This is a genomic window from Pseudomonas sp. NPDC088885 (genome assembly GCF_044750025.1).
Classification (GTDB): Bacteria; Pseudomonadota; Gammaproteobacteria; order Pseudomonadales; family Pseudomonadaceae; genus Aquipseudomonas; species Aquipseudomonas rustica.
Genome location: NZ_JBIVJB010000009.1, coordinates 24,927 through 49,504 on the forward strand (window position 1 = coordinate 24,927; position 24,578 = coordinate 49,504).

Below are 24,578 nucleotides of genomic sequence, written 5' to 3' on the forward strand. Positions count from 1 at the left end.
TGAACAGCATGAAGATCGGCTCCCTTTCCCCCTCTACCCCTTGGGGGAGAGGGTTGGGGTGAGGGGGAAAAAATCTCACTGAACCACCACAATCATCGACATCACACCGGACCCGCATGACCTCACTCACCCTCACCGACCTCGCCTGGACACCTCTGGGCCACGGCCACTGTCATCACCAGTTCCAGCTGCGTGACGCCTCGTTGCAGGTGGCCGCCGGTGAGTTCGTCGGGTTGATCGGCCCCAACGGCAGCGGCAAAACCAGTCTGCTGCGCTGCGCCTATCGCTTCAGCCCGCCGGAAAGCGGTGAGGTAAAACTCGATCACCACAACGTCTGGAAACAGTCCTCACGCTGGTGCGCGCAACGCATCGCCGTGGTCTTGCAGGAATTCCCCGATGCCTTCGGCCTGACCGTCGAGGAGGTCGTCGCCATGGGCCGCTCGCCGCACAAACGTCTGTTCGACGGCGACACCCGGGAAGACCGCGATCTGGCCACTCAAGCCCTTAAATCCGTCGGCCTCGAAGGCTTCGAAGACCACGCTTTCGCCACCCTCTCCGGCGGTGAAAAGCAGCGGGTGATTCTCGCCCGCGCCCTGACTCAACAACCGCAACTGCTGATCCTCGACGAGCCGACCAATCACCTCGACCCGCGCTATCAGCTCGAATTGCTGCAACTGGTCAAACGCCTGAACATCGGCACCCTCGCCAGCATCCACGACCTGAATCTGGCCGCCGCGTTCTGCGACCGTTTGTACGTGATCGATCACGGCCGCATCGTCGCCAGCGGCACGCCGCAAGAAGTCCTCACTGAACAATTGCTGCGCGAGGTGTTTGGCGTCGAGGCGTTGATCGACGCGCATCCCCTCCACGGCTACCCGCGAATCACTTGGATAACCCGACCATGACCCTGCGTTCCCTGCTTTGCGTCGCTCTTCTGTTGTGCAGTGCCGAAGCCTTGGCCGAAGCGACCAAATACCCGCTGACCGTGCAAAGCTGCAACCGCCAAGTGACCTTCAAGGAAGCGCCGAAACACGCAGTCAGCCACGACATCAACATGACCCAGATGATGCTCGCCCTCGGCCTCAAATCGCGGATGGCCGGCTACAGCGGCGTCAGTGGCTGGAAGTCGGTGACACCCGAGATGCAATCGCTGCTCGACGGTCTGCCGGAGCTCGCGGCGAAGTACCCGTCGGTGGAAACCCTGCTCAACGCCAACGTCGATTTCTTCTTCGCCGGTTGGGATTACGGCATGCGCGTCGGCGGCGACCTGACGCCGCAAACCCTGCAACCGCTGGGTATCAATGTCTACGAGTTGACCGAGTCCTGCGCTTTCGTGATGAAGCGCCCGGCGGCGACGCTGGAGGACACTTACAACGACTTGCGCAACCTCGGCAAAATCTTCGACGTGCAGGATCGCGCCAATGCCTTGATCGCCGACATGCAGGCGCAAGTCGCTGCCGTGCGCAAAGACCTGCCGGCGGAAAAGCCGCGTGTGTTCCTTTATGACAGCGGCGAAGACCGCGCGATGACCTCTGGCCGCCTCGGTATGCCGCAAGCACTGATCGATGCGGCGGGCGGGCGCAATATTCTCGATGACGTCGACGCGAGCTGGACGCGGGTCAATTGGGAAACCGTGGTTGAACACAATCCACAGGTGATCGTGATCGTCGACTACAGCGAAATTACTGCGGAGCAGAAGATCCAGTTCCTGCTCGATAACAAAGCCCTGCAATCGGTCGATGCGATCAAGAACCAGCGCTTCATCGTTATCCCGTATGTGCAGGCCACGCCGGGCATCGACAACGTGTTGGCGGTTGAGACTATGGCCAAAGGTTTCCACGGCGAATGATCAACCGTCGCTATGCCTTGCTGCTGCTCGCCCTCGGCGCCGTGTTGCTGGTGTCGTGCGTGGTCTCGCTCGGCTTCGGCCCGGCGCGGGTGCCGGTGGACGTGGTGTGGCGGATTTTGCTGCACAAGGCTTTCGGTGTTGGCGAGGTGAGCTGGAGCGCCGGGCAGGAACATATCGTCTGGCTGATTCGCGTGCCGCGTATGCTCCTCGGTGCGCTGGTCGGTGCCGGGCTGGCGCTGATCGGCGCGGTGCTGCAAGCGGTGACGCGCAATCCGCTGGCCGATCCGCATCTGCTTGGCGTCACCTCCGGGGCGACGCTGGGCGCGGTGATCGTGGTGCTGCACGTCGGCGAAATTGTCGGGTTGTTGACCTTGCCGATCGCCGCGTTCATCGGCGCGCTGTTGAGCATGCTGGTGGTGCTGGCGATTGCCAGTCGCCATGGCCGGCTCGACAGTGACCGCTTGCTGCTGTGTGGCGTGGCGGTGTCGTTCGTGATGATGGCGATCGCCAATCTGCTGCTGTTCATGGGCGACCACCGCGCCAGTTCGGCGGTGATGTTCTGGATGCTCGGCGGCCTCGGGCTGGCGCGCTGGGAGTTGCTCGCGGTGCCAGCGGCCAGCGTGCTGCTCGGGTTGATGTTGCTGCTGGGCATGGCGCGACCGTTGAACGCATTGATGGCCGGCGAGCAGACCGCCGTGACCCTCGGTTTGAATGCGCGCGCGGTGCGTTTACGGGTGTTCGTCATCGCCTCGTTGATGACCGGTGTGCTGGTATCGATCAGCGGCTCGATCGGTTTTGTCGGGCTGATGGTGCCGCACATTGCCCGGCGTCTGGTCGGTGCCGAGCATCGGCGTTTGCTGCCGGCGTGCGTGCTGCTTGGCAGTATCTTTCTGGTCTGGGTCGATGTAGCAGCGCGCACATTGATCGCGCCGGAAGACTTGCCGATCGGCATCGCCACTGCTGCCATCGGCGGCCTCTTCTTCATCGGCCTGATGCGCCGCCGCTGACCCTCCACAGATTTCTCCTCCCTGTAGGAGCTGCCGAAGGCTGCGATCTTTTGATCTTTGGACGCGGAGCGTCCACGGCTGCATTCCCACGCAGAGCGTGGGAACGATCAAGATCAAAAGATCGCAGCCCGAGCCTTCGGCAGCTCCTACACATGATTTTTCGCGCCCCAAAGTGGCGCGACCGCATGCACCAACGCGCCCTGCGCGTCCCTTCGTGGTGCAGCGCGAAACCGCGCAAGCGCTCTAACACGACATTTTCCTGCCTGAACCCGACCGGGCACAGCCCTTGCAAAACAGCCTTCAGTCGTCCGCATCTGCCAACCAAAAAAACTTCAAATGTTCATGGAGATCGCACAATGAAGCGTCGCAGTTTGATCAAGGCTTTCACACTCACGGCATCGATTGCCGCGATGGGCATGACCTGGACTGTCCAGGCCGCCGAGACCATCAAGGTCGGGATTCTGCATTCGTTGTCCGGCACCATGGCGATCTCCGAAACGTCGCTCAAAGACATGGCGCTGATGACCATCGACGAGATCAACGCCAAGGGCGGCGTCAACGGCAAGATGCTTGAGCCGGTCGTGGTTGACCCGGCATCGAACTGGCCGCTGTTCGCCGAGAAAGGCCGGCAGTTGCTGACTCAGGACAAGGTCGCCGTGGTGTTCGGCTGCTGGACTTCCGTGTCACGTAAATCGGTGTTGCCGGTGTTCGAAGAGCTCAACGGTCTGCTGTTCTACCCGGTGCAATACGAAGGCGAAGAGATGTCGCCGAACGTCTTCTACACCGGCGCCGCGCCGAACCAGCAAGCGATCCCGGCGGTGGAATATCTGATGAGCGAAGAAGGCGGCAGCGCCAAGCGCTACTTCCTGCTCGGCACCGACTACGTCTACCCGCGCACCACCAACAAAATCCTCCGTTCGTTCCTGCATTCCAAAGGTGTGGCCGACAAGGACATCGAAGAGGTCTACACGCCGTTCGGTCACAGCGACTATCAAACCATCGTCGCCAACATCAAAAAATTCTCCGCCGGTGGCAAGACTGCGGTCATCTCGACCGTCAACGGCGACTCCAACGTGCCGTTCTATAAAGAGCTGGCCAACCAGGGTTTGAAAGCCACCGACGTACCAGTCGTGGCGTTCTCGGTCGGCGAAGAAGAGCTGCGCGGCATCGACACCAAACCACTGGTGGGCAACCTCGCGGCGTGGAACTACTTCGAATCCGTCGAGAACCCGGCGAACAAGAAATTCGTCGCTGACTGGAAAGCCTACGCGAAGAAACACAACCTGCCGGGCGCGGACAAAGCCGTGACCAACGACCCGATGGAAGCCACTTACGTCGGTATCCACATGTGGGCTCAGGCGGTTGAGAAAGCCAAATCCACTGACGTCGACAAGGTGCGTGAGGCGCTGGCCGGGCAGACCTTTGCTGCGCCGTCGGGCTACACGCTGACCATGGACAAGACCAACCACCACCTGCACAAACCGGTGATGATCGGCGAGATTCAGGCCGATGGTCAGTTCAACGTCGTGTGGCAGACCGAAGGGCCGATCCGCGCGCAACCGTGGAGCCCGTTCATTCAGGGCAACGACAAGAAGCCGGATTATGCGGTGAAGAGCAACTGAGTTATCCCGCTCAATCTGATCGTTCCCACGCTCTGCGTGGGAATGCCTCAACGGACGCTCTGCGTCCGCTTTGGGGACGCGGAGCGTCCCGGGCTGCATTCCCACGCGGAGCGTGGGAACGATCACTACGCAAGGCCACGCATATGCGCACTGCCATACACCGCTTGCTTCTCGCCATCGCACTGTTGCTGCCGATGCTCGCCCACGCCGGCGATGCCGAAGACTTCGTCGCGGCCAATCCCGTGCAACAGGCCAAGCTCCTCGAAACCTGGGCCGCGCAGCCCGATCCGGCGCGTATCGAACTGATCAACGCCCTGCAACAAGGCGAGTTGACCATCGATGGCCAGCCAAAAACCCTGCGCCTGAACAATCGCCTGCGGGGTCTGATCGACACCGCGATGGCCAGCCATCAATTGCTCGCCGCCGACGCCAAAATCCGTCTGACTGCCGCGCAGCAATTGCAGAAAAGCGCGAAACCCGCGCAGCTGAAATTCCTCGACCAGCAACTCGCTGGCGAAAAAGATGACAGCGTCCACGCCGCCCTGAGCCTGGCGCTGGCCAATCTGCAACTGGTCGACACTGACCCCGCCGTGCGCCTTGCGGCGGTGAGATTGCTCGGCGAAACCGGCGATCCACTCGCCCGTACGCGCCTCGAAGGTTTGCTCGAACCCGGCGTCGAAGCCGATGCCACTGTGCGCACCGCCGCCGAAACCAGCCTTGCTCAAGTCAAACGCAAACTGCTGATCGGCGAGATCCTCGGTCAGGCCTTCAGCGGCATGTCCCTCGGTTCGATTCTGTTGTTGGCCGCACTCGGTCTGGCCATCACCTTCGGTCTGCTCGGCGTGATCAACATGGCCCACGGCGAGATGCTGATGCTCGGCGCCTACTCGACCTACGTGGTGCAGTTGATGTTCCAGCGCTACGCACCGCAAGCGATTGAGTTCTACCCGTTGATCGCGCTGCCGGTGGCGTTCTTCGTTACCGCCGCGATCGGCATGGCGCTGGAACGCACGGTGATTCGTCATCTCTATGGCCGACCACTGGAAACATTGCTCGCGACGTGGGGCATCAGCCTGATGCTGATTCAGCTGGTGCGCCTGTTGTTCGGCGCGCAGAACGTTGAAGTCGCCAACCCGGCATGGCTGTCCGGCGGTATTCAAGTGCTGCCGAATCTGGTGCTGCCGTACAACCGCATCGTCATCATCGCTTTCGCACTGTTCGTGGTGGTGCTGACCTGGCTGCTGCTGAACAAAACCCGTCTCGGCCTCAACGTTCGCGCCGTCACTCAAAACCGCAACATGGCGGCTTGCTGCGGCGTGCCGACCGGGCGTGTCGACATGCTCGCCTTCGGCCTCGGCTCGGGCATCGCCGGCCTCGGCGGTGTGGCGCTGAGCCAGATCGGCAACGTCGGCCCCGACCTCGGTCAGAGCTACATCATCGACTCGTTCCTGGTGGTGGTGCTCGGCGGCGTTGGCCAGTTGGCCGGCAGCGTGCTCGCAGCATTCGGCCTGGGCATCGCCAACAAGATTCTCGAACCGCAGATCGGTGCGGTGCTCGGCAAGATCCTGATCCTCGCGCTGATCATTCTGTTTATCCAGAAACGTCCGCAAGGCCTCTTCGCACTGAAAGGACGGGTGATCGACTGATGAACCAGCCTCTGTTAGTCACGGCCACGCAAAAGGCCGGGCCGAAAGTCACCATTGCCATCGGTGCGGTAATCCTCGCCCTGCTGATCGCCTTGCCGTTGCTGTCGTTGTTGTCGCCCGACAATGCGCTGCACATCTCGGCGTACACGCTGACGCTGGTGGGCAAAATCCTCTGTTACGCCATCGTCGCTTTGGCGCTGGATCTGGTCTGGGGTTACGCCGGTTTGCTCTCGCTAGGCCACGGTCTGTTCTTCGCCCTCGGCGGTTATGCGATGGGCATGTACCTGATGCGTCAGGCTGCCGGCGATGGTCTGCCGGCGTTCATGACCTTCCTGTCGTGGAGCGAATTGCCGTGGTACTGGACCGGCACCAGCAGCTTCGTCTGGGCGATGTGTCTGGTGGTGTTGGCGCCGGGATTGCTGGCGCTGGTGTTCGGTTTCTTCGCCTTCCGTTCGCGGATCAAAGGCGTGTATTTCTCGATCATGACCCAGGCCCTGACCTTCGCCGGCATGCTCCTGTTTTTCCGCAACGAGACCGGGTTTGGTGGCAACAATGGTTTCACCAATTTCCGCACGATTCTCGGTTTCGGCATCACTGAACCGGGCACCCGCGCGGTGCTGTTTCTGGCCACGGTGTTGTTGCTGGTGGCGAGCCTGTTCATCGGCTGGCGTCTGGCGCAGAGCAAGTTCGGTCGCGTGTTGACCGCGTTGCGCGATGCGGAAAATCGCTTGATGTTCTGCGGCTACGACCCGCGCGGTTTCAAGTTGTTCGTGTGGGTCTTGAGTGCGGTGTTGTGTGGTCTGGCCGGCGCGTTGTATGTGCCGCAAGTCGGGATCATCAACCCGAGCGAAATGTCGCCGACCAACTCGATTGAAGCGGCGGTTTGGGTTGCCCTTGGCGGGCGCGGCACGCTGATCGGCCCGTTGCTCGGTGCCGGGGTGGTCAACGGCATGAAGAGCTGGTTCACCGTGGCGTTCCCGGAATACTGGCTGTTCTTCCTCGGCGCGTTGTTCATCGTCGTGACGCTGTACCTGCCCAAAGGCGTAATCGGCCTGCTGAAGAAACGAGGTGAACAATGAGAGTCACAGCGAGCGCTGAATTCATGTTGGAACCAGCCTTTTTTCCCGTCGAACCGAACAAGGACGCCGGCACCAGCCGCGACTCGATCGGCCTCGGCCAACGCGTCGGCCCGGGCCTCGACACGCGTCACGGCACGATCCTGACCCTCGAAGACATCAGCGTCAGCTTCGATGGCTTTCGCGCACTGAACAATCTGAATCTGTACATCGGCGTCGGCGAGTTGCGCTGCATCATCGGCCCCAACGGTGCGGGCAAGACCACGCTGATGGACGTGATCACCGGCAAGACCCGGCCCAGTCACGGCAAGGCGTGGTTCGGCGAAACGCTGGATCTGACGCAAATGAGCGAAGTGCAAATCGCTCAGGCCGGCATCGGTCGCAAGTTTCAGAAGCCGACAGTGTTCGAGGCTTTGAGCGTGTTTGAAAACCTCGAACTGGCGCAGAAAACCGACAAGTCGGTCTGGGCCAGTTTGCGTGCGCGGTTAAGTGGTGAGCAGAAGGATCGCATCAGCGAGGTGCTGGAGACGATTCGCCTGACCACCTCGGTCAATCGCCCGGCAGGGTTGTTGTCCCACGGGCAGAAGCAGTTTCTCGAGATCGGCATGTTGCTGATGCAGGATCCGCAATTGCTCCTGCTCGATGAGCCGGTGGCGGGGATGACCGATGCCGAAACCGAGTTCACCGCTGAGTTGTTCAAGAGCCTGGCGGGCAAGCATTCGCTGATGGTGGTGGAGCATGACATGGGCTTTGTTGGCTCGATTGCTGACCATGTGACCGTGTTGCACCAGGGCAGCGTGCTGGCGGAAGGCTCGCTTGAGCAAGTGCAGGAAAACGAGCGCGTGATCGAGGTTTACCTCGGCCGCTAAGGTTTGCGAATAGATCGTTCCCACGCTCTGCGTGGGAATGCCGCCATGGACGCTCTGCGTCCGCCGTTATGTGACGCGGAGCGTCACGGGATGCGTTCCCACGCAGAGCGTGGGAACGATCACCGGGGGAGATTTTGGACATGCTGCAAGTCGACAAGCTGCACCAGTACTACGGCGGTAGCCACATCCTGCGCGGTCTCTCGTTCGACGTGAAAGTCGGCGAAGTCACCTGCCTGCTCGGGCGCAACGGCGTCGGCAAAACCACCCTGCTCAAATGCCTGATGGGCCTGCTGCCCGCCAAAGAAGGCGCAGTGAATTGGGAAGGCAAACCGATCACCACGTTCAAGCCGCATCAACGGGTTCACGCCGGAATCGCTTACGTGCCGCAAGGTCGGGAAATCTTCGGCCGCCTGACCGTTGAGGAAAATCTGTTGATGGGCCTGTCGCGGTTTCCCGGCAGTGAAGCCAAAGAAGTGCCAAGTTTCATTTATGAATTGTTCCCGGTGCTGCTACAAATGAAGCAGCGTCGCGGCGGTGACCTCTCCGGCGGTCAGCAACAGCAATTGGCGATTGGTCGCGCATTGGCCAGCCGTCCGCGTTTACTGATCCTCGATGAGCCCACCGAAGGCATTCAACCCTCGGTGATCAAGGAGATCGGCGCGGTGATCAAGAAACTCGCGGCGCGGGGCGACATGGCGATTTTGCTGGTCGAGCAGTTCTACGACTTCGCGGCGGAACTGGCCGATCAATACCTGGTGATGTCCCGGGGCGAGATCGTGCAGCAGGGTCGCGGCGAAAATATGGAGGCCGAAGGCGTGCGCGGGCTGGTCACGATCTAAGGCAACGATCTAATCTGTAGCTTCCTAACGATAATTACAAACCATGAATTCGACTGTTTCACCTGCCCTGTTTACCCCGAGCTGGCACGCCGAGCTGGAACTCGCTTACGCGCGTTTCGGCGATTGCACACGTCCGGTTCAGCGCCGGCACCTCGGCCCGCTGCGCGTGCAAAAGCACCTGTACGCCGAAGGCCCCGAGGTCTGCCAGCACATCATCGTCCACCCGCCAGGCGGGATTGCTGGCGGTGATCGCCTCGACATCAGCGTGCGCGTCGAGCAACAGGCCTGGGCGCAGATCACCAGCCCAGGCGCGGCCAAGTGGTATCGCGCCGGTGGCCCGGCTTATCAGAAACTCGACTTTAAAGTGGCGGCCGGCGCGACGCTGGAATGGCTGCCGCAGGAAACCATCGTCTACAGCGCCGCCCAGGCTGAACTGAGCACTTCGATTGATCTTGAAGGTGATGCGCGGTTGTTTTATTGGGACGTAGTGGCGTTGGGGCGTCCGGCCAGTGGCGAGCGTTTTGATCGCGGGCATTTTCAGGCGCATCTGGATATTCGCCGCGACGGCCGATTGCTCTGGCATGAACGCCAGCGCATTGTCGGTGACGACGGTTTGCTTGATTCGCCGATCGGGCTGGATGGTCATCCGGTGTTTGCGACGTTGTTGGTCACCGGTGAGATTGATGCTGAGTTGCTGGAGCGTTGTCGTTCGCTGGGGCATGACGTGCGCGGGGATTTGACGCAATTGCCGGGGCTGTTGGTGGCCCGGTGTCTGGCTAACGAAGCATTGCTCGCCCGTGCGTGGCTGATCGATTTATGGCGCTTGCTACGCCCGGTGCTGCTGCACCGCGAAGCCCAGCCACCCCGAATCTGGAACACCTGAAATGCAATCCAACTGTGGGAGCGGGCTTGCTCGCGAAGGCGGTGTGTCATTCACACAGATGCTGGCTGACCTACCGCTTTCGCGAGCAAGCCCGCTCCCACAGGGGATTTGTGCACATTTTTCAATCTGCCCTGATGGAACCCCACAATGGACCTGACCCCACGCGAAAAAGACAAGCTGCTGATCTTCACCGCCGGCCTCGTCGCCGAGCGGCGTTTGGCGCGCGGCGTGAAACTCAATTACCCGGAAGCCATGGCCTACATCTCCGCTGCGCTGCTCGAAGGCGCGCGTGACGGTCGGACCGTCGCCGAGTTGATGCACTTCGGCACTACCCTGCTCAGCCGCGAACAAGTGATGGAAGGCATCCCGGAAATGATCCCGGAGATTCAGGTCGAAGCGACGTTCCCCGACGGCACCAAACTGGTCACCGTCCACCAACCGATCGTCTGAGGCCGCGCCATGACTTACTCCATTCGCGACGCCGTTCACGCCGATCTGCCGGCGATCCGCGACATCTACAACGACGCCGTGCTCAACACCACGGCGATCTGGAATGAACAAGCCGTCGACCTCGGCAACCGCCAGGCGTGGTTCAGCGCGCGTCAAGCGCAGGCCTATCCGATTCTGGTGATCGTCGACGGCGACAACACTGTGCTCGGCTACGCTTCGTTCGGTGACTGGCGGCCGTTCGACGGGTTCCGCCACACCGTCGAGCACTCGGTGTATGTGCGCAGCGACCAACGCGGCAACGGCCTCGGCCCGCAACTGATGACTGTGCTGATCGAACGGGCGAAGACCTGCGACAAGCATGTGATGGTCGCCGCCATCGAAAGCGGCAACGCTGCTTCGATTCGTCTGCACGAACGCGCCGGTTTCATCACCACCGGGCAGATGCCGCAAGTCGGCACCAAGTTCGGTCGCTGGCTCGACCTGACATTCATGCAACTGACCCTCAATCCTGGCGCGGAGCCGCCTGAAACCATCAAGGAGTGACACCGATGAACGCCGCCCAACTGCGCCGCGTCAATGCTGAGAGTTTTGCCCACTACCGTCAGGGCCTGATCGATTTGCTGCTCGACGCAGTGGGTTATGGCGCCAGCGTCGGTTTCATGGCCGACCTCGATGCGGTGCAGGCGCGCGCATATTTCGATGAGGTTCAGGACAACGTCAACAAGGGCAGCGTGCTGCTCTGGGTGGTGGTCAAAGACGAAGAAGTGCTGGCCAGTGTGCAGTTGGGTCTGTGTCAGAAGGCCAACGGCTTGAACCGCGCCGAGGTGCAGAAACTGCTGGTGCGCGAAGACGCGCGGCGTCGCGGCCTCGGTCAGCAATTGATGAGCGCGCTGGAACTCGAAGCGCCGAAGCACAAGCGCGGCATGCTCTACCTCGACACCGAAGCGGGCTCGCCCGCCGAAAATTTCTATCAGGCATTGGGTTACACCCGCGCGGGTGCCATCCCCGATTACGCCTGCGACCCGAACGGCACCTATCGGCCGACCGCCCTCTATTACAAGATTCTGCAAGGAGCCCAGTGATGATTCCTGGCGAGTACCAGATCCAGCCCGGCGACATCGAACTCAACGTCGATCGCCGCACCATCAGCCTGAAAGTCGCTAACAGCGGCGACCGGCCGATTCAGGTGGGGTCGCACTATCACTTTTTTGAAACCAACGACGCGCTGGCGTTTGACCGCGCAGCCAGCCGTGGCATGCGCCTGAATATTCCGGCGGGGACGGCGGTGCGTTTTGAGCCGGGGCAGAGTCGTGAGGTTGAATTGGTGGATTACGCCGGGCATCGGCGGGTGTTTGGGTTTGCCGGACGAATCATGGGTGATCTGTAACTAGTGCGGTGTCCGCACTGGCCCCTTCGCGAGCAGGCTCGCTCCCACATGAGACCGCGATCAAATGTGGGAGCGAGCCTGCTCGCGATAGCGAGTAATGCGAGCGATTTCAAAACCAATTGAATCTCAAGGCGAACGAATGAAGATTTCCCGTCAAGCCTACGCCGACATGTTCGGCCCCACCGTCGGCGACAAGGTGCGCCTGGCCGACACCGAGCTGTGGATCGAGGTCGAAAAAGACTTCACCACCTACGGCGAAGAAGTCAAATTCGGTGGCGGCAAAGTCATCCGCGACGGTCAGGGCCAGAGCCAATTGCTGGCCGCCGAAGTCGTCGACACGCTGATCACCAACGCGCTGATCATCGACCACTGGGGCATCGTCAAAGCCGACGTCGGCCTCAAGGACGGTCGCATCGCCGCCATCGGCAAGGCCGGTAACCCGGACGTGCAGCCCAACGTGACCATCGCCATCGGCGCCGGCACCGAAGTCATCGCCGGTGAAGGCATGATCCTCACCGCTGGCGGCATCGACACGCACATCCACTTCATCTGCCCGCAGCAGATTGAAGAGGCGCTGATGAGCGGCGTCACCACCATGATCGGCGGCGGCACCGGCCCGGCCACGGGCACCAACGCCACAACGTGCACATCGGGCCCTTGGCACCTGGCGCGCATGCTTCAGGCCGCCGACGCCTTCCCGATGAACATCGGCCTCACCGGTAAGGGCAACGCCAGCCTGCCGGAACCGCTGATCGAGCAGGTCAAGGCCGGCGCCATCGGCCTCAAGTTGCACGAAGACTGGGGCACCACCCCGGCGAGCATCGATAACTGCCTGACCGTTGCCGATCAATTCGACGTGCAGGTGGCGATCCACACCGACACCCTCAACGAATCCGGTTTCGTCGAAACCACCCTCGGCGCATTCAAGGGTCGCACCATCCACACCTACCACACCGAAGGTGCCGGTGGCGGTCACGCGCCGGACATCATCAAGGCCTGCGGTTTCCCCAACGTGCTGCCGAGCTCGACCAACCCGACCCGACCGTTTACGCGCAACACCATCGACGAACACCTCGACATGCTGATGGTCTGCCACCACCTCGACCCAAGCATTGCCGAAGACGTCGCGTTCGCCGAAAGCCGCATCCGTCGCGAAACGATTGCCGCCGAAGACATCCTTCATGACCTCGGCGCGTTCTCGATGATCAGCTCCGACAGTCAAGCCATGGGCCGCGTCGGCGAAGTCATCACGCGCACCTGGCAGACCGCCGACAAAATGAAAAAACAGCGCGGCCCACTGCCGCAGGACGGCGCAGGCAACGATAACTTCCGCGCCAAACGCTACATCGCCAAGTACACGATCAACCCGGCGATCACCCATGGCATCAGCCACGAAGTCGGCTCGATTGAAGTCGGCAAATGGGCCGACCTGGTGCTCTGGCGTCCGGCGTTTTTCGGCGTGAAACCGACGCTGATTCTCAAGGGTGGTGCGATTGCCGCCAGTTTGATGGGCGACGCCAACGCTTCGATTCCGACGCCGCAACCGGTGCATTACCGCCCGATGTTTGCCAGTTACGGTGGCTCGCTGCATGCCACAAGCCTGACCTTCATCAGCCAGGCTGCACACGACGCCGGGTTGCCCGAAGCGCTGGGCTTGAAGAAAAAAATCGCTGTGGTCAAAGGTTGTCGCGATGTGCAGAAAACCGATCTGATCCACAACGATTACCTGCCGAACATCGACGTTGATCCGCAGACGTATCAGGTCAAGGCCGACGGCGTATTGCTGTGGTGTGAGCCTGCGGAAACCTTGCCGATGGCGCAGCGCTACTTCCTGTTCTAGCCAAGAAGTGGATCGATGTGGAGGCGCTCATGCGCCTCCACAATGGTTTACGACTGAACCGTAAACGGCGGATACACCGTCTGCAGCTTCGCCCGATCAATCGCTTTTTGCGTCAGGTTTTTCTCCAGTGTCTGCAAGGCCTCGAATTGGGTGATGTCGTCCTCATTCTGCAGAGACAACAGCAACTCATCGAACTCTTTGCGGTAGGTTCGCTTGAGAAAGCGCTGCCACAATGGCTGTTCAAGAATCCGCGGCGCCAATAACTCGCCCTCCTCCAGCGCGATCACTCGCTGGTAGGCGTCCTCGATCATCTTCTCGGTGACCCCGGCGATTTTGCGGAACAACATGCCCCGCGATTGCCACGGCAAATCCAGACGTTCGGCCAGATCGGTCATGTAGGCCAGATGCACTTCCACCTCATCGATGGAGCCCGTCACACCGTCGGCGTTCTCACGACGAAACGTTTCCCCGGCCTTCAACCGGTCGGCGATTCGCTGTCGGGCTATCTGACCCAATTCATCGAGCCGTGATTTGCCACGGGCCAGTGCGACCAACTCGGCCTCGACCAGATCGGTGTTGATCAAACCGTACGCTTCATGAATCAACACCTCGACACCCATGGCATTGAAAAACTGCGCACCGGCATCGGCACAGGTTGTCGACGCGACGGCCTCGGCGAAGATTTTCTCGCGCAGCACGGTGTTCTCATTCATGGCGAAAATCATTCGCCAGACCTTAGCCGTGAGGTCGGTTCTGTAGCTCGGGTCCGTAGCCCGGAAGTCGGCGGACGCCGTGAGTTTGCGCAGTTCGGTGAAAAACGGCTCGGAACCGAACTCATCTTCCACTTCATCCCAGAACGGCTGGCGTGCATTCCATTCAGCCTCGCTGATGCCAACATCCCAGTACGAACTGTCGATGGTGCCCCGCGACGGATACGGGCGATCCGGGTCGAGACCGACCGACTCGATGTATTGCTTGAGCTTCTCGAGGTTCTCGGCAGACAGATGGAAGGCGTCGCGGCTGACGTTTGTTCGTGCGATCAGTTCGGCGTAGACCGAGCCCGGCGCAACGTCCGGAAGCTCGCTGATCTGGTTGAAGCGCAAATCCAGATACAGATTGCGCGGACGTTGCTTGGCAAACAGACCGATTGGCCATGTATCGACCCCGGTGCTGTTCAGGGTCAAGATCAACAAGGCGGGCATCTGGCTGATGTCCGGCATTTGCCCGAGTGGATTACCGTCGAGTTTCAGCACATGCAGCCGGCTCATCGCGCGCAGGCGTGCAGCGCTTTCAGCGGTCAGGGAAATCTGATTGTCTGAAAGCGTCAGGACACGCAGATACGGCATATCACTGATGACCTGCGGAAAATCGCTCAAGCGGTTCTTCCACAGATTGAGATCGCGCAATTGGCGAAAATTGCCGAGAAAATGTTGCTGGTCACTGAGGATCTGGCCGTTCTGCAGGTCCAGCGAGGTGACATGGTCGAAGCTGGCACGCAGGCGCGGCATTTTCAGCAGGTGGCGGTCCATCGGCAGGCCACTGAGCACCAGTTTTTGTGCGCGGATCACGCCCCGGGCAGGTGGCCCCAGAGGACCGGTGCGCTGCCAGCATTGACGCAAGATCTGATAGACCTTGTTGCGCGATGTCCACTCCGCCACCCCTTCGGGGCTGAAACGATAGGCCAGGCTCATGTCGTTCAACCAGCGCTGGCAGTCGAGATTGAGCTGACTGAATTCGCGCTCCAGTGCCGACACACGCTCTTCCACCACGTTGGCGCCAAAGCCGTTGAGCATGGTTTCCACCTCGTCCTCGGTGAACGCGGGATACAGCGAGCCGACGCGGCTCTTGAGCTGCGGCCAGCCTTTGGGGCGTAGTGGATAACCCTGCATGCCACCGCGCAGACGCATGTTCTGAGGGTCGTAAGTCGGTTTGCGGACTGGGTCGTCCATCAGGATTTTTTCGAATTGATCGTGGCTCAGGGGCGAGCGCTGAATCGCTTGTTTAAGCAGCTCATCCTGAAAGATCTCGAAGCCCAACGCCCGCCGTTGTTCATCGGGTAAGGCATGTAATACCGCGCTGTAAAGGTCCTCGGCGCTGTGCAGGTGCAGCCCTTGGTCATCGCGGGCACTGTAGAGGCCATTCTCATCCGCGATCAGCACTTTGCGAATCGGCGCATCCGCCGCACCCACGCTGGCCTGCAAGCGGCCGTCGAACGTTTGCTCGCGAATGTCGATGCGCACCTCGGCCGACCAGCCCGGCAGGTTTTCCAGCGAACGCAGTACCAGGCGGTGGCTGTCAGCGTTCTCCAGTTGTTCCAGGTACATACCTTCGTAGGCGCGATTCAGGCGAACCTTTTCGCCCGCCGCACGCAGTTGCTGACGCAGTCTGAGGACGACCTGCCCACTTTCTTCGAATACCCGCAGGCTTTGCGCGTCGGCGTCCTTGAGCACTTGTTCGAGCACACTGCACGGCAACTCGGGGTAATCACCCTGCAATTTGCGCACACGAATGTCGGCGGAAACATCCGCGGACTTGTACTGCGACTCGAACACCCGCGAAGCACGCTTGGCGGCACGTTGCGCCAACGCCTCGCGCAGTGCCTGTACGCGCACGTTTTTGTCAGTGGAGATCGCTCGGCCGAGCAGCGCTTCGGTTTCTGGTTCATCGAGAAAATCGACCACACGGCGCTCCAGATTGCCTGTCTGAATGTCTTGCTGGCTGACGATGAGCGTGTCGGCCGCAGCAGCGCTGTTATTGCCGTAAGTGACCGACTGTCGACCGGTCGGCAACGGGTCTCTCAGAGTGATGGCTTTCGATTCCGGCCAGTGCGGCAGTTCGGTCAGCAGCCCCGGTAGATAACCACTCAAGTGATCGCTGATGTTGCCGTTGCGGATCTGCTCGCCAAAGCGACTGATCGAGGCGTAGAGGTCGAAGCGATTGAGTGTGTCGGTCAACAACGCGGGGGGCTGCTCGTGCTCGACGTGCAGGCGGCGCAGGGCCTCTTCATTGATGTCGCTGACCTTGAGCACCTGCTCCAGCGTGGATTCGCTGAACGTCGCTGCCAGTGGATTGAGTCGGCGCAAGAGCTGAGTCTTTTCCCACTCGATCGGGCGTTCGATTTCGCTCTTCCAGGCGCCCGCCCCGTTGTGCTCGACCTGAGGTGCATAGGCATCGGCGCGAGTCGGGTGTTGCATGCGAAACCGAGCGCTGAGCGGATCCTCGGCAACGACGTATTGCTGGCCCTCCAGGTGCAGGACTTTTTTGCCTTGATGCGCATACAACCCGGACTCATCCGCCCATGTGCCGGCGGGCAGTTCCAACGTGTGCCGATACGGCACGAGATCCGGGTTCCACATTTTCACCCGGCCATCCGCCAGAGACACCGCTTTGAGGTTGTCGATAAACGGCGAAGGCTTGATCGCGGCTGCGACCTTGGGCAACACATGCCCCGCGCTCATCAACGCCAGTTGGGCAAAGTTGAGGATCACGCTGTTGATGTGCGCGCAGGCCTCTTCCTTGTCGCCGTGACTCCAGTCTTCAATGCCCTCGGCGAACTCTGCGAGCAATTGGCCGACCATCACGCCGAGCATCACCTCGCCGACGCCCGGCACCAGCATTACGGCGAAATTGAAGACGTTCCAGCCGACCTCCAGATAACTGATCAAACGGTTCCAGCGGCTTTTGGCATCTTCATCATCAGTGGGCACTGCGATGAGTTGTGCATCAGCGAGCGCCTTGTCCCTTTTGCGCCGATACAGGTGCGCCCAGAGATCGCCCTGAATCGGCACGGTGATCGGCTCGGCCTGCGGATTTTCAACCGGCGTCTCCCGCCACCATGGCCCCATGTCCAGCGGTTCACGCTGATGCCAGGTTACTTCCTTGAGGCGCTCGTTGGCCCGTTTGAAGAATCTCGGTTTGTCATTCTGAGCCACAAACCGGCTGAAAAACTGCTGATAGGACGTCTCCAGCAACTGCGTTGCCAAGGCTTTCATGAACGCTGTCAGCGATGGGTATTCTTTCAACGGGTGCAGCGGATCATCAGGGATGTAGGCAATCAACGGCCCGTTGAGAATACTTTGATCGTAGAAGTCGCTACGTCGCGATAACTCCTCGGTGACAGCGCTCGGGCCATTGGCGAAGACATCACTGAGCACTTTGTATCTTTCATACAGATTATCGTTGAGCCCGGGAATACGCCGCGACCAGTCGAACAGAAACTGCAACTCTTGCGGGACAAAACCCGACAACAGTTTTTCCGTTTCGCTTTGTTCTGCAACGGCGCTGAAGAGCACGATGCCGGACAGTTCCAGCCCCAGTATCCGTAATCGATGTGACTGTAACGGACGACCGTAAAAACTGACCTGCGCCTGATCATTGAGCACATCGCTGATGGCGGCTTGAGCCTGAATACTCAAGTCAGCGTTCATCGCGGCGACGGCCGCCGCCACGTCGAGTGCTGACTTTTCCACCGCTATTGCTTGCGCCTTCAGGGTCGCCTGCGCCTGCGGATCAGCGGGAAGTAATAACGATTTGAGGTGCAGTTGATACTGCGCGCCGATATCCAGCACGCGGCAGAGGCTGGCGATTTCACCGACCGTGATGGCGTGCTGCACCGGTGCACCGTCAGCGTCGGTCACGTACACACCGGAGCCGCTACGGAAGTAGCCGTCCTCGGTCTCCGCCTGCTCGAAATTGTGCAACGCCGCCGCCAGCAATGAGGCATGCCGCGAACGCGTGGCGCCTCGGTCGATGCCGAAGATGATTTTGTCCGGGACGTAAAGCCTGAGCATCGCGGTGTCGACGTCCAGATTCACGTTCAGTCGATTTTTCAGGGCTTCGGTCAGCAAGGGCCGGGCGAAGTCTTCGATATTTTGTTCGAGCTGCTGCAGGGTCGTATCGACCTCGCCCTGAAGCTGCCAATGGGTTTGCACAAGCTCTTTCAAACGCTGGCGGCCGGTGGGCGGCCAGGTTGCAAACTGGTGCGCGACGTTGAGGTTCGCGTCGAGCGATTGCAGGCGATGGGCCGGGGCTTGTTTGATCGCGTCAGGGATAAGCGCGGTCATCGCATCAGCGTGCGGGCCACGGTTTATCGGCACTTCGTTTGTCACAACATCCATATTGAGCATCTCGTCATCCAATAACTTGCGCTCAGACTACGGACGACCCGAACAAACAAAAAACCAAAATCCTGCTCAACAAAGCGCTGAAAACCGCATAACTGCGCAGTAATTAGAGAGCCGAAAATACATATGTACCGCACCAAAATAAAATCCCCGGCAGCCGGGCTTCAGCGGTCGTGTATTTCTCCCCAGAGGGGCTAATATTCGAATCGCCGTCCATCGATTCATGCTCAGGTAACCGCTCATGCGTCTTTCCGAGTTCATCGTGTGCAACGTGGATCCCATCGTCGCGGAGTGGGAGCAGTTCGCCGCTACCATCACCCCCGCGGCCGAATATCTTGACGCCGAAGGCCTGCGTGACCACGCCAAAGCCATTTTGCTGGCCGCCGCTCGCGACATGAACAAACCGCAGACCCCGGCCGAGCAGGCTGCCAAAGCCAAGGGCGACGGCCCGGAGAAAACCCCAAGCCTCGATCAGGCCGGCGCCAGCCATGGTGAATTGCGCCACACCGTCGGTTTTGATCTGGTGCAGATGACCTCGGAATTTCGTCATTTGCGTGCCTGTGTGATCCGTCGCTGGGCCGACAGCCTCGAAGCACCGGACATGACCTACTTTCAGGACATGATTCGTTTCAATGAGGCCATTGATGAAGCGCTGGCCGAGTCGACGGCGGCCTACGCGGAACAGGTCAATCGTTCGCGGGACATCTTTCTGGCGATTCTCGGCCACGACCTGCGTGCGCCGTTGCAGGCGGTGAGCATGTCCACCGAATTGTTGTTGCGCAAAGCGGCGCTGCAAGGCGATGCGCTGGCCTGCGCCCACAACATCAAGCGCGGCGCCCGGCACATGGCGGCGATGGTCGGTGACTTGCTCGAACTGGTGCGCAGTCGTCTAGGTAAAAGTCTGCCGATCAATCCGTCAGCAATGGATCTGGCCGATGCTGCCCGGGCCGCCATCGCCGAAGCGAGCGCCGGTAACCCGCAATGCTTGCCGGTGCTGGATATTCGCGGCGACATGCGCGGGAACTGGGACGCGGGGCGCATTGATCAACTGCTGCAAAACCTGATCGGCAATGCGCTGCAGCATGGATCGAACACGCAACAGGTAACGCTGACCTTGCAGGATGAGGCGGACGCGGTGTGCCTGTCGGTGCATAACTTCGGCACGCCGATTCCGGAGGATGCCTTAGGGACAATTTTCGATCCGCTGGTGCGCAGCGCCGATGAAGAACTTGGGCAGCCTTCGACCAGTCTGGGCTTGGGCCTGTTTATTGTCAGGGAAGTGGTCAATGCCCATGGCGGGACGATTGAAGTCAGCTCGAATGAGGCTGACGGCACGCGGTTTAGCGTGGTGTTGCCGAGGCGGGTTTAATCAACGATACCGCGTTATCGTTCTTCGCGAGCAAGCCCTCTCCCACAGGGGAATGCATTCCAAATGTGGGAGCGGGCTTGCTCGCGAAGAGGCCCGATCAGCCAATACACATCCTTCAGAATTACTCGACCACAAGCCGCCCCAACCGCTGCCGCAACATGCGGTTCTCGGCACGCAACTCGCGAACCTCTTCGAGCAGATCCAGCGCCAGCGCGACGCCCTCCCACTCCAGTTCCAGGTCGCGCCGCAACTTGGCGGCGCGCTTGGCCAGGGCCAGTTCGTAGTCGGTGAAGCGCCATTCCCGGGGCTGCGCGCCCTGAGGTTCGAGGATGCCGTGTTCGACGATTTCGATCACGTAGACGTCCGACAAATCGGCCGCCTCACAGAATTCTGCCAGATCCAGTTGAACGATCAGGGGGCTGCTCATGATGGGCTACTCCGTCGTCGAATTTAGAAGTTCTCTCGCGGATTGAAGGCGGCTTTGTTCGCCAGTTCCAGCCACAGCGCTTTGACCTCGTCATCGGACGCTTTCGGCATCACCGCTTTGAGCTGCACAAACAGGAAACCGCGTTCGCCAGCCTTGTTTTTCAGACCGTGTCCTTTGGCGCGCATGCGCTGGCCATTCTGACTGCCGGCCGGCACCTTGAGGTTGATCTTGCCGGTCAGGGTCGGCACGGCCACTTCGGTGCCCAGCGCCAGCTCCCACGGTGCCAGCGGCAGCGTGATGATCAGGTTGTCGCCTTCGACATCGAATTTCGGGTGCGGCGCAAAACGAATGGTCAGGTACAGATCGCCATTCGCCCCGCCACCAGCACCCGGTGCGCCCTGGCCTTTGAGGCGGATGCGCTCGCCGTCGGTCACGCCCGCCGGAATCTTCACATTCAGGCTTTTCGTGGTGTTGCTGACGTGCTGGCCGTTGGCGTTGTATTGCGGCACCTGGAAGGTGACTTTCTTCGACTCGTTCGACAGCGTCTCCTCGAGGAAGATCGGCAGTTCCATTTCCACGTCTTGCCCTCGGCGCCCTGCACTGCGTTGTTGCCGACCTTCACCGCCACCGAAACCGGGGCCGCGATTGCCGAAGATCGAACTGAAAAAGTCCGAGAAGTCGCCGGTGTCCTGACCGCCGCCGCCAAAGCCGCCACGGCTCTGCCAGCCCGGTGGCCCCTGGAACGGCTGACCGTGCTGGCCATAACGGCGCAGCTCGTCGTACTCGGCACGTTTGTCGGCGCTTTTCAGCGCTTCATAGGCTTCCGACGCGTCCTTGAATTTCTCTTCGGCGTCTTTTTCCTTGCTGACATCGGGGTGGTATTTGCGCGCCAGCTTGCGATAGGCCGCCTTGATTGCCTTGTCGTCTGCTGTCGGCTCCACGCCGAGGATCTTGTAATAGTCTTTGAAGTCCATTGAAGGAATCACCATCCGTTATCGATTTCGCGCCGTTGCCAAGCATGCGCCGATTCGCGCGTGCCAGGTTGACCGATCTCAAAGTTGTGACCGGGTGGCGCAGCAGAAGTTTATCGGCAGTAGACGGCGGTTCTTGTGACCGCCGGTGGTTCTGCCGGCCCATGCCAGCAAGTTTGGGGCGAAGCTTGAGGTTTCAAGGCAGTTTAGTCGCGAAATAGCAGATGACCGGCCTTCGATTCTGGCGCGCACTGACATACACTGCGCGGCCGTTTTTTTGACCGGAACCGAAAGACATGAAAGACGCCTCTCCAGCCCGTGCCTGCGGCATCGACTTCGGCACGTCCAACTCCACCGTCGGCTGGCTGCGCCCCGGCATGGAAACGATGATCGCGCTGGAAGACGACAAGATCACCCTGCCGTCGGTGGTCTTCTTCAACATCGAGGAACGCCGCCCGGTTTACGGTCGTCTGGCGCTGCACGAGTACCTGGAAGGCTATGAAGGCCGACTGATGCGCTCGTTGAAAAGCCTGCTCGGTTCCAAGCTGATCAAGCACGACACCAGCGTTCTCGGCACCGCGATGCCGTTCAAGGACTTGCTCGGCCTGTTTATCGGTCAGTTGAAGAGCCGCGCCGAAACTGCCGCTGGTCGGGAATTCGAGCAAGTGGTGCTGGGTCGTCCGGTGTTCTTCGTCGATGACGATCCGCTGGCTGACCAGGAAGCTGAAGACACTTTGGTCGACGTAGCCAAAAAGATCGGCTTCAAGGAAGTGTCGTTCCAGTACGAACCAATCGCTGCGGCCTTCGACTACGAGTCGACCATCGAAAAAGAAGAGCTGGTGCTGATCGTCGACATCGGCGGTGGTACCTCTGACTTCTCGCTGGTGCGCCTGTCGCCCGAGCGTCGCGGTGTCGACAACCGTCACGATGACATCCTCGCCACCGGCGGCGTGCACATCGGCGGTACCGACTTCGACAAACAGCTGAGCCTGCAAGGCCTGATGCCGCTGTTCGGCTACGGCAGCCGCATGAAGAGCGGCGCCTACATGCCGACCAGCCACCACATGAACCTGGCGACCTGGCACACCATCAACTCGGTGTATTCGCAGAAATCCAGCCTGGCGCTGGGCAGCATGCGATACGACATCGAAGACACCGGCGGTATCGACCGTCTGTTCAAGTTGATCGAACAGCGCGCCGGCCACTGGTTGGCGATGGAAGTCGAGGAAACCAAAATCCAGCTAACCCACACCGACAGCCGCCATGTGCCGCTGGATCGGATCGAGGCCGGGTTGAGCGTGGAATTGAGCCGCGCGCTGTTTGAATCGGCGATCGATGCGCTGCTGGAGCGGGTACGCGGCAGTGTTACGCAGCTGTTGAACGATGCCGGAGTGGCGGTCGATCAGGTCGACACGGTGTTCTTCACTGGTGGTTCGAGCGGGATTCCGGCGCTGCGCAACAGCGTCTCGGCAATGCTGCCGAATGCGCGGCATGTTGAAGGGAATATCTTCGGCAGCATTGGTAGTGGTTTGGCGATTGAAGCGATGAAACGTTACGGTTCGATGGCCTGATGATCGTTCCCACGCTCCGCGTGGGAATGCCGCCATGGACGCTCTGCGTCCGCTGTTGAGGCTGTGACGCGGAGCGTCACGGGATGCATTCCCACGCAGAGCGTGGGAACGATCACGGGGTGGTTACACCATCCCGCCCAGTTTCAACTCAGACTTCAAATACGCGTAATAAATCGGCCCTGCCACCACCCCCGGCAGGCCGAACGCGGCCTCGAACACCAGCATTGCCAGCAACAACTCCCACGACTTGGCACTGATCTGCCCGCCGACAATGCGCGCATTCAGGAAATATTCGAGTTTGTGGATAACGATCAGATAACCCAACGCCGCCACTGCCACCCAGATCGACAGCGACAGGCCGACGATGGTGATCAGCGTGTTGGATATCAGATTGCCGATCACCGGCAGCAGACCAAGCAAGAAGGTCAGCACGATCAGGGTTTTGGTCAACGGCAGCTTCACGCCGAACATCGGCAGGATCACCGCGAGGAAGATCCCGGTGAAGAAGGTGTTGAGCAAGGCAATTTTGATCTGCGCGAAAACGATATTGCGAAACGCTTGAACCAGCAGGTGCAGACGGTCGAACAGCGCCGCCGCCAGCGGTTTGCGTTTGGTGACGTCCGGCACGCGCTGCAGGGCGATGATCGCGCCGAGCACCATGCCGATCAGCAGCGTCACGAACATGTGCGCTGCATCCTTGCCGACCAGTTGCAGCTCGGAGAGATGCTTGCTCATCCATTCGCCAATCGCCACGCGGAATTCACCGGCGCTGGCGGGCAGATAAGCGTCGATGAACGGCGGCAGTTGCCCGCGCGCACGATCCACCACGCCCATGAATTTATCGAGCGAGGCGCCCGGGTTTTCCGCTTCGTGCAACAGGAAACTGATCGCGCCGGCAAAGAGCAGCGCCAGCACACTGACCACCAACGTCCCCAGCAACGCCACCGCCAGCCAACGTGCACGGCGGCCTTCGATCAGCCGTTGCAGTTGCGGGGTGAGCATGTTGACCAGCTCGAACACCAACAAGCCGGCGAGCAGGCTCGGCAACAAGCGCAGCGGCAGCACCAGCAGCAAACCGCCGAAAATGATGATGCAACTGACCCAGAACACTACATGACGCTCAGAAAACGTTGGCATACAGCCTCAAAACGAACGGCGTAAAAGGATGGGCAGTCTGCCAGCGTTCCGGCGCCGAAGCGAGCACAGGCCCGGGCGCCTCGTCGCGCCGAAAAGATCGCAGCCTGCGGCAGCTCCTACAGGATCGCGGTCTCATGTAGGAGCTGCCGCAGGCTGCGATCTTTTGCTCTTATTTTTTCTTCAGGCAATCACTCATGAACGCCTTGCGCGCATCGCCGGTCAGCGCTTTGGTTTTCGCATCGGCGTTGCAGGTGGTCATCTTTTGCTGCTGCGGGGTCAGCGTCTTGCCGTCATTGGCCGCTGGCGTTGCCTTGAGGCAGGTGCTCATGAAGGTTTTGCGCTCATCGCCTTTCAGACTCTTGGCGGTCGCATCGGCATTGCAGGTGGTCATTTTGTTTTGCTGCGCGGTAGCGGCGAAACCCTGGGAACACAGGAGCAAACCAATCATCAACAAAGGGACACGCAACATCTTCATGGAGTTTTCTCCTTGTCGCCGCACCGATGGGTGCGGC

At 60.3% G+C, this 24,578-nt stretch carries 21 protein-coding genes; 16 read left to right on the forward strand and 5 right to left on the reverse strand.

Annotated elements, in window-relative coordinates; translation table 11 throughout:
* Positions 1 to 116 precede the first annotated feature (116 nt).
* From ACIP1X_RS07415 to ureC, 14 genes are all read left to right on the forward strand, one after another.
* Positions 117 to 905 carry an ABC transporter ATP-binding protein gene (locus ACIP1X_RS07415; protein ID WP_400750740.1) on the forward strand — a complete coding sequence of 263 codons (789 nt, stop codon included), beginning with the start codon at positions 117 to 119 and terminating at the stop codon, positions 903 to 905.
* Positions 902 to 1,849, forward strand: coding sequence for an ABC transporter substrate-binding protein (locus ACIP1X_RS07420; protein ID WP_400750743.1), 948 nt, complete (start codon positions 902 to 904; stop codon positions 1,847 to 1,849). Before ACIP1X_RS07415 ends, ACIP1X_RS07420 begins: the two co-directional genes overlap by 4 nt.
* Complete coding sequence (locus ACIP1X_RS07425; protein WP_400750745.1) at positions 1,846 to 2,856, forward strand: FecCD family ABC transporter permease; 1,011 nt, start codon at positions 1,846 to 1,848, stop codon at positions 2,854 to 2,856. The genes ACIP1X_RS07420 and ACIP1X_RS07425 overlap by 4 nt, the downstream gene beginning before the upstream one ends.
* A gap of 356 nt (positions 2,857 to 3,212) precedes the next feature.
* Positions 3,213 to 4,478 carry an urea ABC transporter substrate-binding protein gene (gene urtA, locus ACIP1X_RS07430; protein ID WP_053116878.1) on the forward strand — a complete coding sequence of 422 codons (1,266 nt, stop codon included), beginning with the start codon at positions 3,213 to 3,215 and terminating at the stop codon, positions 4,476 to 4,478.
* A 143-nt stretch (positions 4,479 to 4,621) separates the two neighbouring features.
* A complete protein-coding gene (gene urtB / locus ACIP1X_RS07435) occupies positions 4,622 to 6,124 on the forward strand; it encodes an urea ABC transporter permease subunit UrtB (protein WP_159813565.1) in 1,503 nt (500 codons plus the stop codon).
* Complete coding sequence (urtC, locus tag ACIP1X_RS07440; RefSeq protein WP_159813567.1) at positions 6,124 to 7,203, forward strand: urea ABC transporter permease subunit UrtC; 1,080 nt, start codon at positions 6,124 to 6,126, stop codon at positions 7,201 to 7,203. The genes urtB and urtC overlap by 1 nt, the downstream gene beginning before the upstream one ends.
* Positions 7,200 to 8,069 (forward strand): urea ABC transporter ATP-binding protein UrtD, encoded by an 870-nt coding sequence (urtD, locus tag ACIP1X_RS07445; RefSeq protein ID WP_008078129.1) that lies wholly within the window; start codon positions 7,200 to 7,202, stop codon positions 8,067 to 8,069. The genes urtC and urtD overlap by 4 nt, the downstream gene beginning before the upstream one ends.
* A gap of 140 nt (positions 8,070 to 8,209) precedes the next feature.
* On the forward strand, positions 8,210 to 8,908 hold the full coding sequence (gene urtE, locus ACIP1X_RS07450) for an urea ABC transporter ATP-binding subunit UrtE (RefSeq protein ID WP_053116875.1): 699 nt from the start codon (positions 8,210 to 8,212) through the stop codon (positions 8,906 to 8,908).
* A 43-nt stretch (positions 8,909 to 8,951) separates the two neighbouring features.
* Positions 8,952 to 9,791 (forward strand): urease accessory protein UreD, encoded by an 840-nt coding sequence (locus ACIP1X_RS07455; RefSeq protein ID WP_400750748.1) that lies wholly within the window; start codon positions 8,952 to 8,954, stop codon positions 9,789 to 9,791.
* Between the two features lie 147 nt (positions 9,792 to 9,938).
* Entirely contained in the window at positions 9,939 to 10,241 is a 303-nt protein-coding gene (ureA, locus tag ACIP1X_RS07460; RefSeq protein WP_008085431.1) for an urease subunit gamma, read from the forward strand.
* A 9-nt stretch (positions 10,242 to 10,250) separates the two neighbouring features.
* Entirely contained in the window at positions 10,251 to 10,784 is a 534-nt protein-coding gene (locus tag ACIP1X_RS07465) for a GNAT family N-acetyltransferase (protein ID WP_159815228.1), read from the forward strand.
* A gap of 5 nt (positions 10,785 to 10,789) precedes the next feature.
* Positions 10,790 to 11,323, forward strand: a complete 534-nt coding sequence (locus tag ACIP1X_RS07470; protein ID WP_053116839.1) for a GNAT family N-acetyltransferase — start codon at positions 10,790 to 10,792, stop codon at positions 11,321 to 11,323.
* Positions 11,323 to 11,628: an urease subunit beta gene (locus ACIP1X_RS07475; RefSeq protein ID WP_212544928.1), complete on the forward strand. Its 306-nt coding sequence runs from the start codon at positions 11,323 to 11,325 to the stop codon at positions 11,626 to 11,628. Before ACIP1X_RS07470 ends, ACIP1X_RS07475 begins: the two co-directional genes overlap by 1 nt.
* A gap of 139 nt (positions 11,629 to 11,767) precedes the next feature.
* Positions 11,768 to 13,468: an urease subunit alpha gene (gene ureC / locus ACIP1X_RS07480; protein ID WP_053116837.1), complete on the forward strand. Its 1,701-nt coding sequence runs from the start codon at positions 11,768 to 11,770 to the stop codon at positions 13,466 to 13,468.
* Positions 13,469 to 13,515: 47 nt separating this feature from the next.
* Here ureC and ACIP1X_RS07485 read toward each other — a convergent pair whose 3' ends face one another.
* Positions 13,516 to 18,585, reverse strand: a complete 5,070-nt coding sequence (locus ACIP1X_RS07485) for an NEL-type E3 ubiquitin ligase domain-containing protein (protein ID WP_400750751.1) — start codon at positions 18,583 to 18,585, stop codon at positions 13,516 to 13,518.
* 247 nt (positions 18,586 to 18,832) lie between these two features.
* Here ACIP1X_RS07485 and ACIP1X_RS07490 point away from each other — a divergent pair, with 247 nt between their 5' ends.
* A complete protein-coding gene (locus tag ACIP1X_RS07490) occupies positions 18,833 to 19,960 on the forward strand; it encodes a sensor histidine kinase (RefSeq protein ID WP_400750754.1) in 1,128 nt (375 codons plus the stop codon).
* Positions 19,961 to 20,081: 121 nt separating this feature from the next.
* Here the strand turns inward: ACIP1X_RS07490 and ACIP1X_RS07495 are convergent, their stop codons facing one another.
* On the reverse strand, positions 20,082 to 20,387 hold the full coding sequence (locus ACIP1X_RS07495) for a chaperone modulator CbpM (RefSeq protein WP_016984795.1): 306 nt from the start codon (positions 20,385 to 20,387) through the stop codon (positions 20,082 to 20,084).
* Positions 20,388 to 20,410: 23 nt separating this feature from the next.
* Positions 20,411 to 21,361, reverse strand: coding sequence for a DnaJ C-terminal domain-containing protein (locus ACIP1X_RS07500; protein ID WP_400750757.1), 951 nt, complete (start codon positions 21,359 to 21,361; stop codon positions 20,411 to 20,413).
* 293 nt (positions 21,362 to 21,654) lie between these two features.
* Between ACIP1X_RS07500 and ACIP1X_RS07505 the strand changes: the two genes are divergently transcribed.
* On the forward strand, positions 21,655 to 22,929 hold the full coding sequence (locus ACIP1X_RS07505; protein WP_400750760.1) for an Hsp70 family protein: 1,275 nt from the start codon (positions 21,655 to 21,657) through the stop codon (positions 22,927 to 22,929).
* Between the two features lie 123 nt (positions 22,930 to 23,052).
* Here ACIP1X_RS07505 and ACIP1X_RS07510 read toward each other — a convergent pair whose 3' ends face one another.
* On the reverse strand, positions 23,053 to 24,066 hold the full coding sequence (locus tag ACIP1X_RS07510; protein ID WP_053116830.1) for an AI-2E family transporter: 1,014 nt from the start codon (positions 24,064 to 24,066) through the stop codon (positions 23,053 to 23,055).
* Positions 24,067 to 24,235: 169 nt separating this feature from the next.
* Positions 24,236 to 24,541 (reverse strand): PsiF family protein, encoded by a 306-nt coding sequence (locus ACIP1X_RS07515; protein ID WP_400750763.1) that lies wholly within the window; start codon positions 24,539 to 24,541, stop codon positions 24,236 to 24,238.
* Between the last annotated feature and the right edge of the window lie 37 nt (positions 24,542 to 24,578).

Coding starts and splice junctions, on each gene's coding strand:
- ACIP1X_RS07485 (WP_400750751.1), bottom strand. CDS start 18,585: ATGGATGTTGTGACAAACGAAGTGCCGATAAACCGTGGCCCGCACGCT.
- ACIP1X_RS07510 (WP_053116830.1), bottom strand. CDS start 24,066: ATGCCAACGTTTTCTGAGCGTCATGTAGTGTTCTGGGTCAGTTGCATC.
- ACIP1X_RS07500 (WP_400750757.1), bottom strand. CDS start 21,361: ATGGACTTCAAAGACTATTACAAGATCCTCGGCGTGGAGCCGACAGCA.
- urtB (WP_159813565.1), top strand. CDS start 4,622: ATGCGCACTGCCATACACCGCTTGCTTCTCGCCATCGCACTGTTGCTG.
- ACIP1X_RS07455 (WP_400750748.1), top strand. CDS start 8,952: ATGAATTCGACTGTTTCACCTGCCCTGTTTACCCCGAGCTGGCACGCC.
- ACIP1X_RS07415 (WP_400750740.1), top strand. CDS start 117: ATGACCTCACTCACCCTCACCGACCTCGCCTGGACACCTCTGGGCCAC.
- ureA (WP_008085431.1), top strand. CDS start 9,939: ATGGACCTGACCCCACGCGAAAAAGACAAGCTGCTGATCTTCACCGCC.
- ACIP1X_RS07465 (WP_159815228.1), top strand. CDS start 10,251: ATGACTTACTCCATTCGCGACGCCGTTCACGCCGATCTGCCGGCGATC.
- ACIP1X_RS07505 (WP_400750760.1), top strand. CDS start 21,655: ATGAAAGACGCCTCTCCAGCCCGTGCCTGCGGCATCGACTTCGGCACG.
- ACIP1X_RS07515 (WP_400750763.1), bottom strand. CDS start 24,541: ATGAAGATGTTGCGTGTCCCTTTGTTGATGATTGGTTTGCTCCTGTGT.
- urtE (WP_053116875.1), top strand. CDS start 8,210: ATGCTGCAAGTCGACAAGCTGCACCAGTACTACGGCGGTAGCCACATC.
- ACIP1X_RS07475 (WP_212544928.1), top strand. CDS start 11,323: ATGATTCCTGGCGAGTACCAGATCCAGCCCGGCGACATCGAACTCAAC.
- urtD (WP_008078129.1), top strand. CDS start 7,200: ATGAGAGTCACAGCGAGCGCTGAATTCATGTTGGAACCAGCCTTTTTT.
- ACIP1X_RS07470 (WP_053116839.1), top strand. CDS start 10,790: ATGAACGCCGCCCAACTGCGCCGCGTCAATGCTGAGAGTTTTGCCCAC.
- ACIP1X_RS07425 (WP_400750745.1), top strand. CDS start 1,846: ATGATCAACCGTCGCTATGCCTTGCTGCTGCTCGCCCTCGGCGCCGTG.
- urtA (WP_053116878.1), top strand. CDS start 3,213: ATGAAGCGTCGCAGTTTGATCAAGGCTTTCACACTCACGGCATCGATT.
- ACIP1X_RS07420 (WP_400750743.1), top strand. CDS start 902: ATGACCCTGCGTTCCCTGCTTTGCGTCGCTCTTCTGTTGTGCAGTGCC.
- urtC (WP_159813567.1), top strand. CDS start 6,124: ATGAACCAGCCTCTGTTAGTCACGGCCACGCAAAAGGCCGGGCCGAAA.
- ureC (WP_053116837.1), top strand. CDS start 11,768: ATGAAGATTTCCCGTCAAGCCTACGCCGACATGTTCGGCCCCACCGTC.
- ACIP1X_RS07490 (WP_400750754.1), top strand. CDS start 18,833: ATGCGTCTTTCCGAGTTCATCGTGTGCAACGTGGATCCCATCGTCGCG.
- ACIP1X_RS07495 (WP_016984795.1), bottom strand. CDS start 20,387: ATGAGCAGCCCCCTGATCGTTCAACTGGATCTGGCAGAATTCTGTGAG.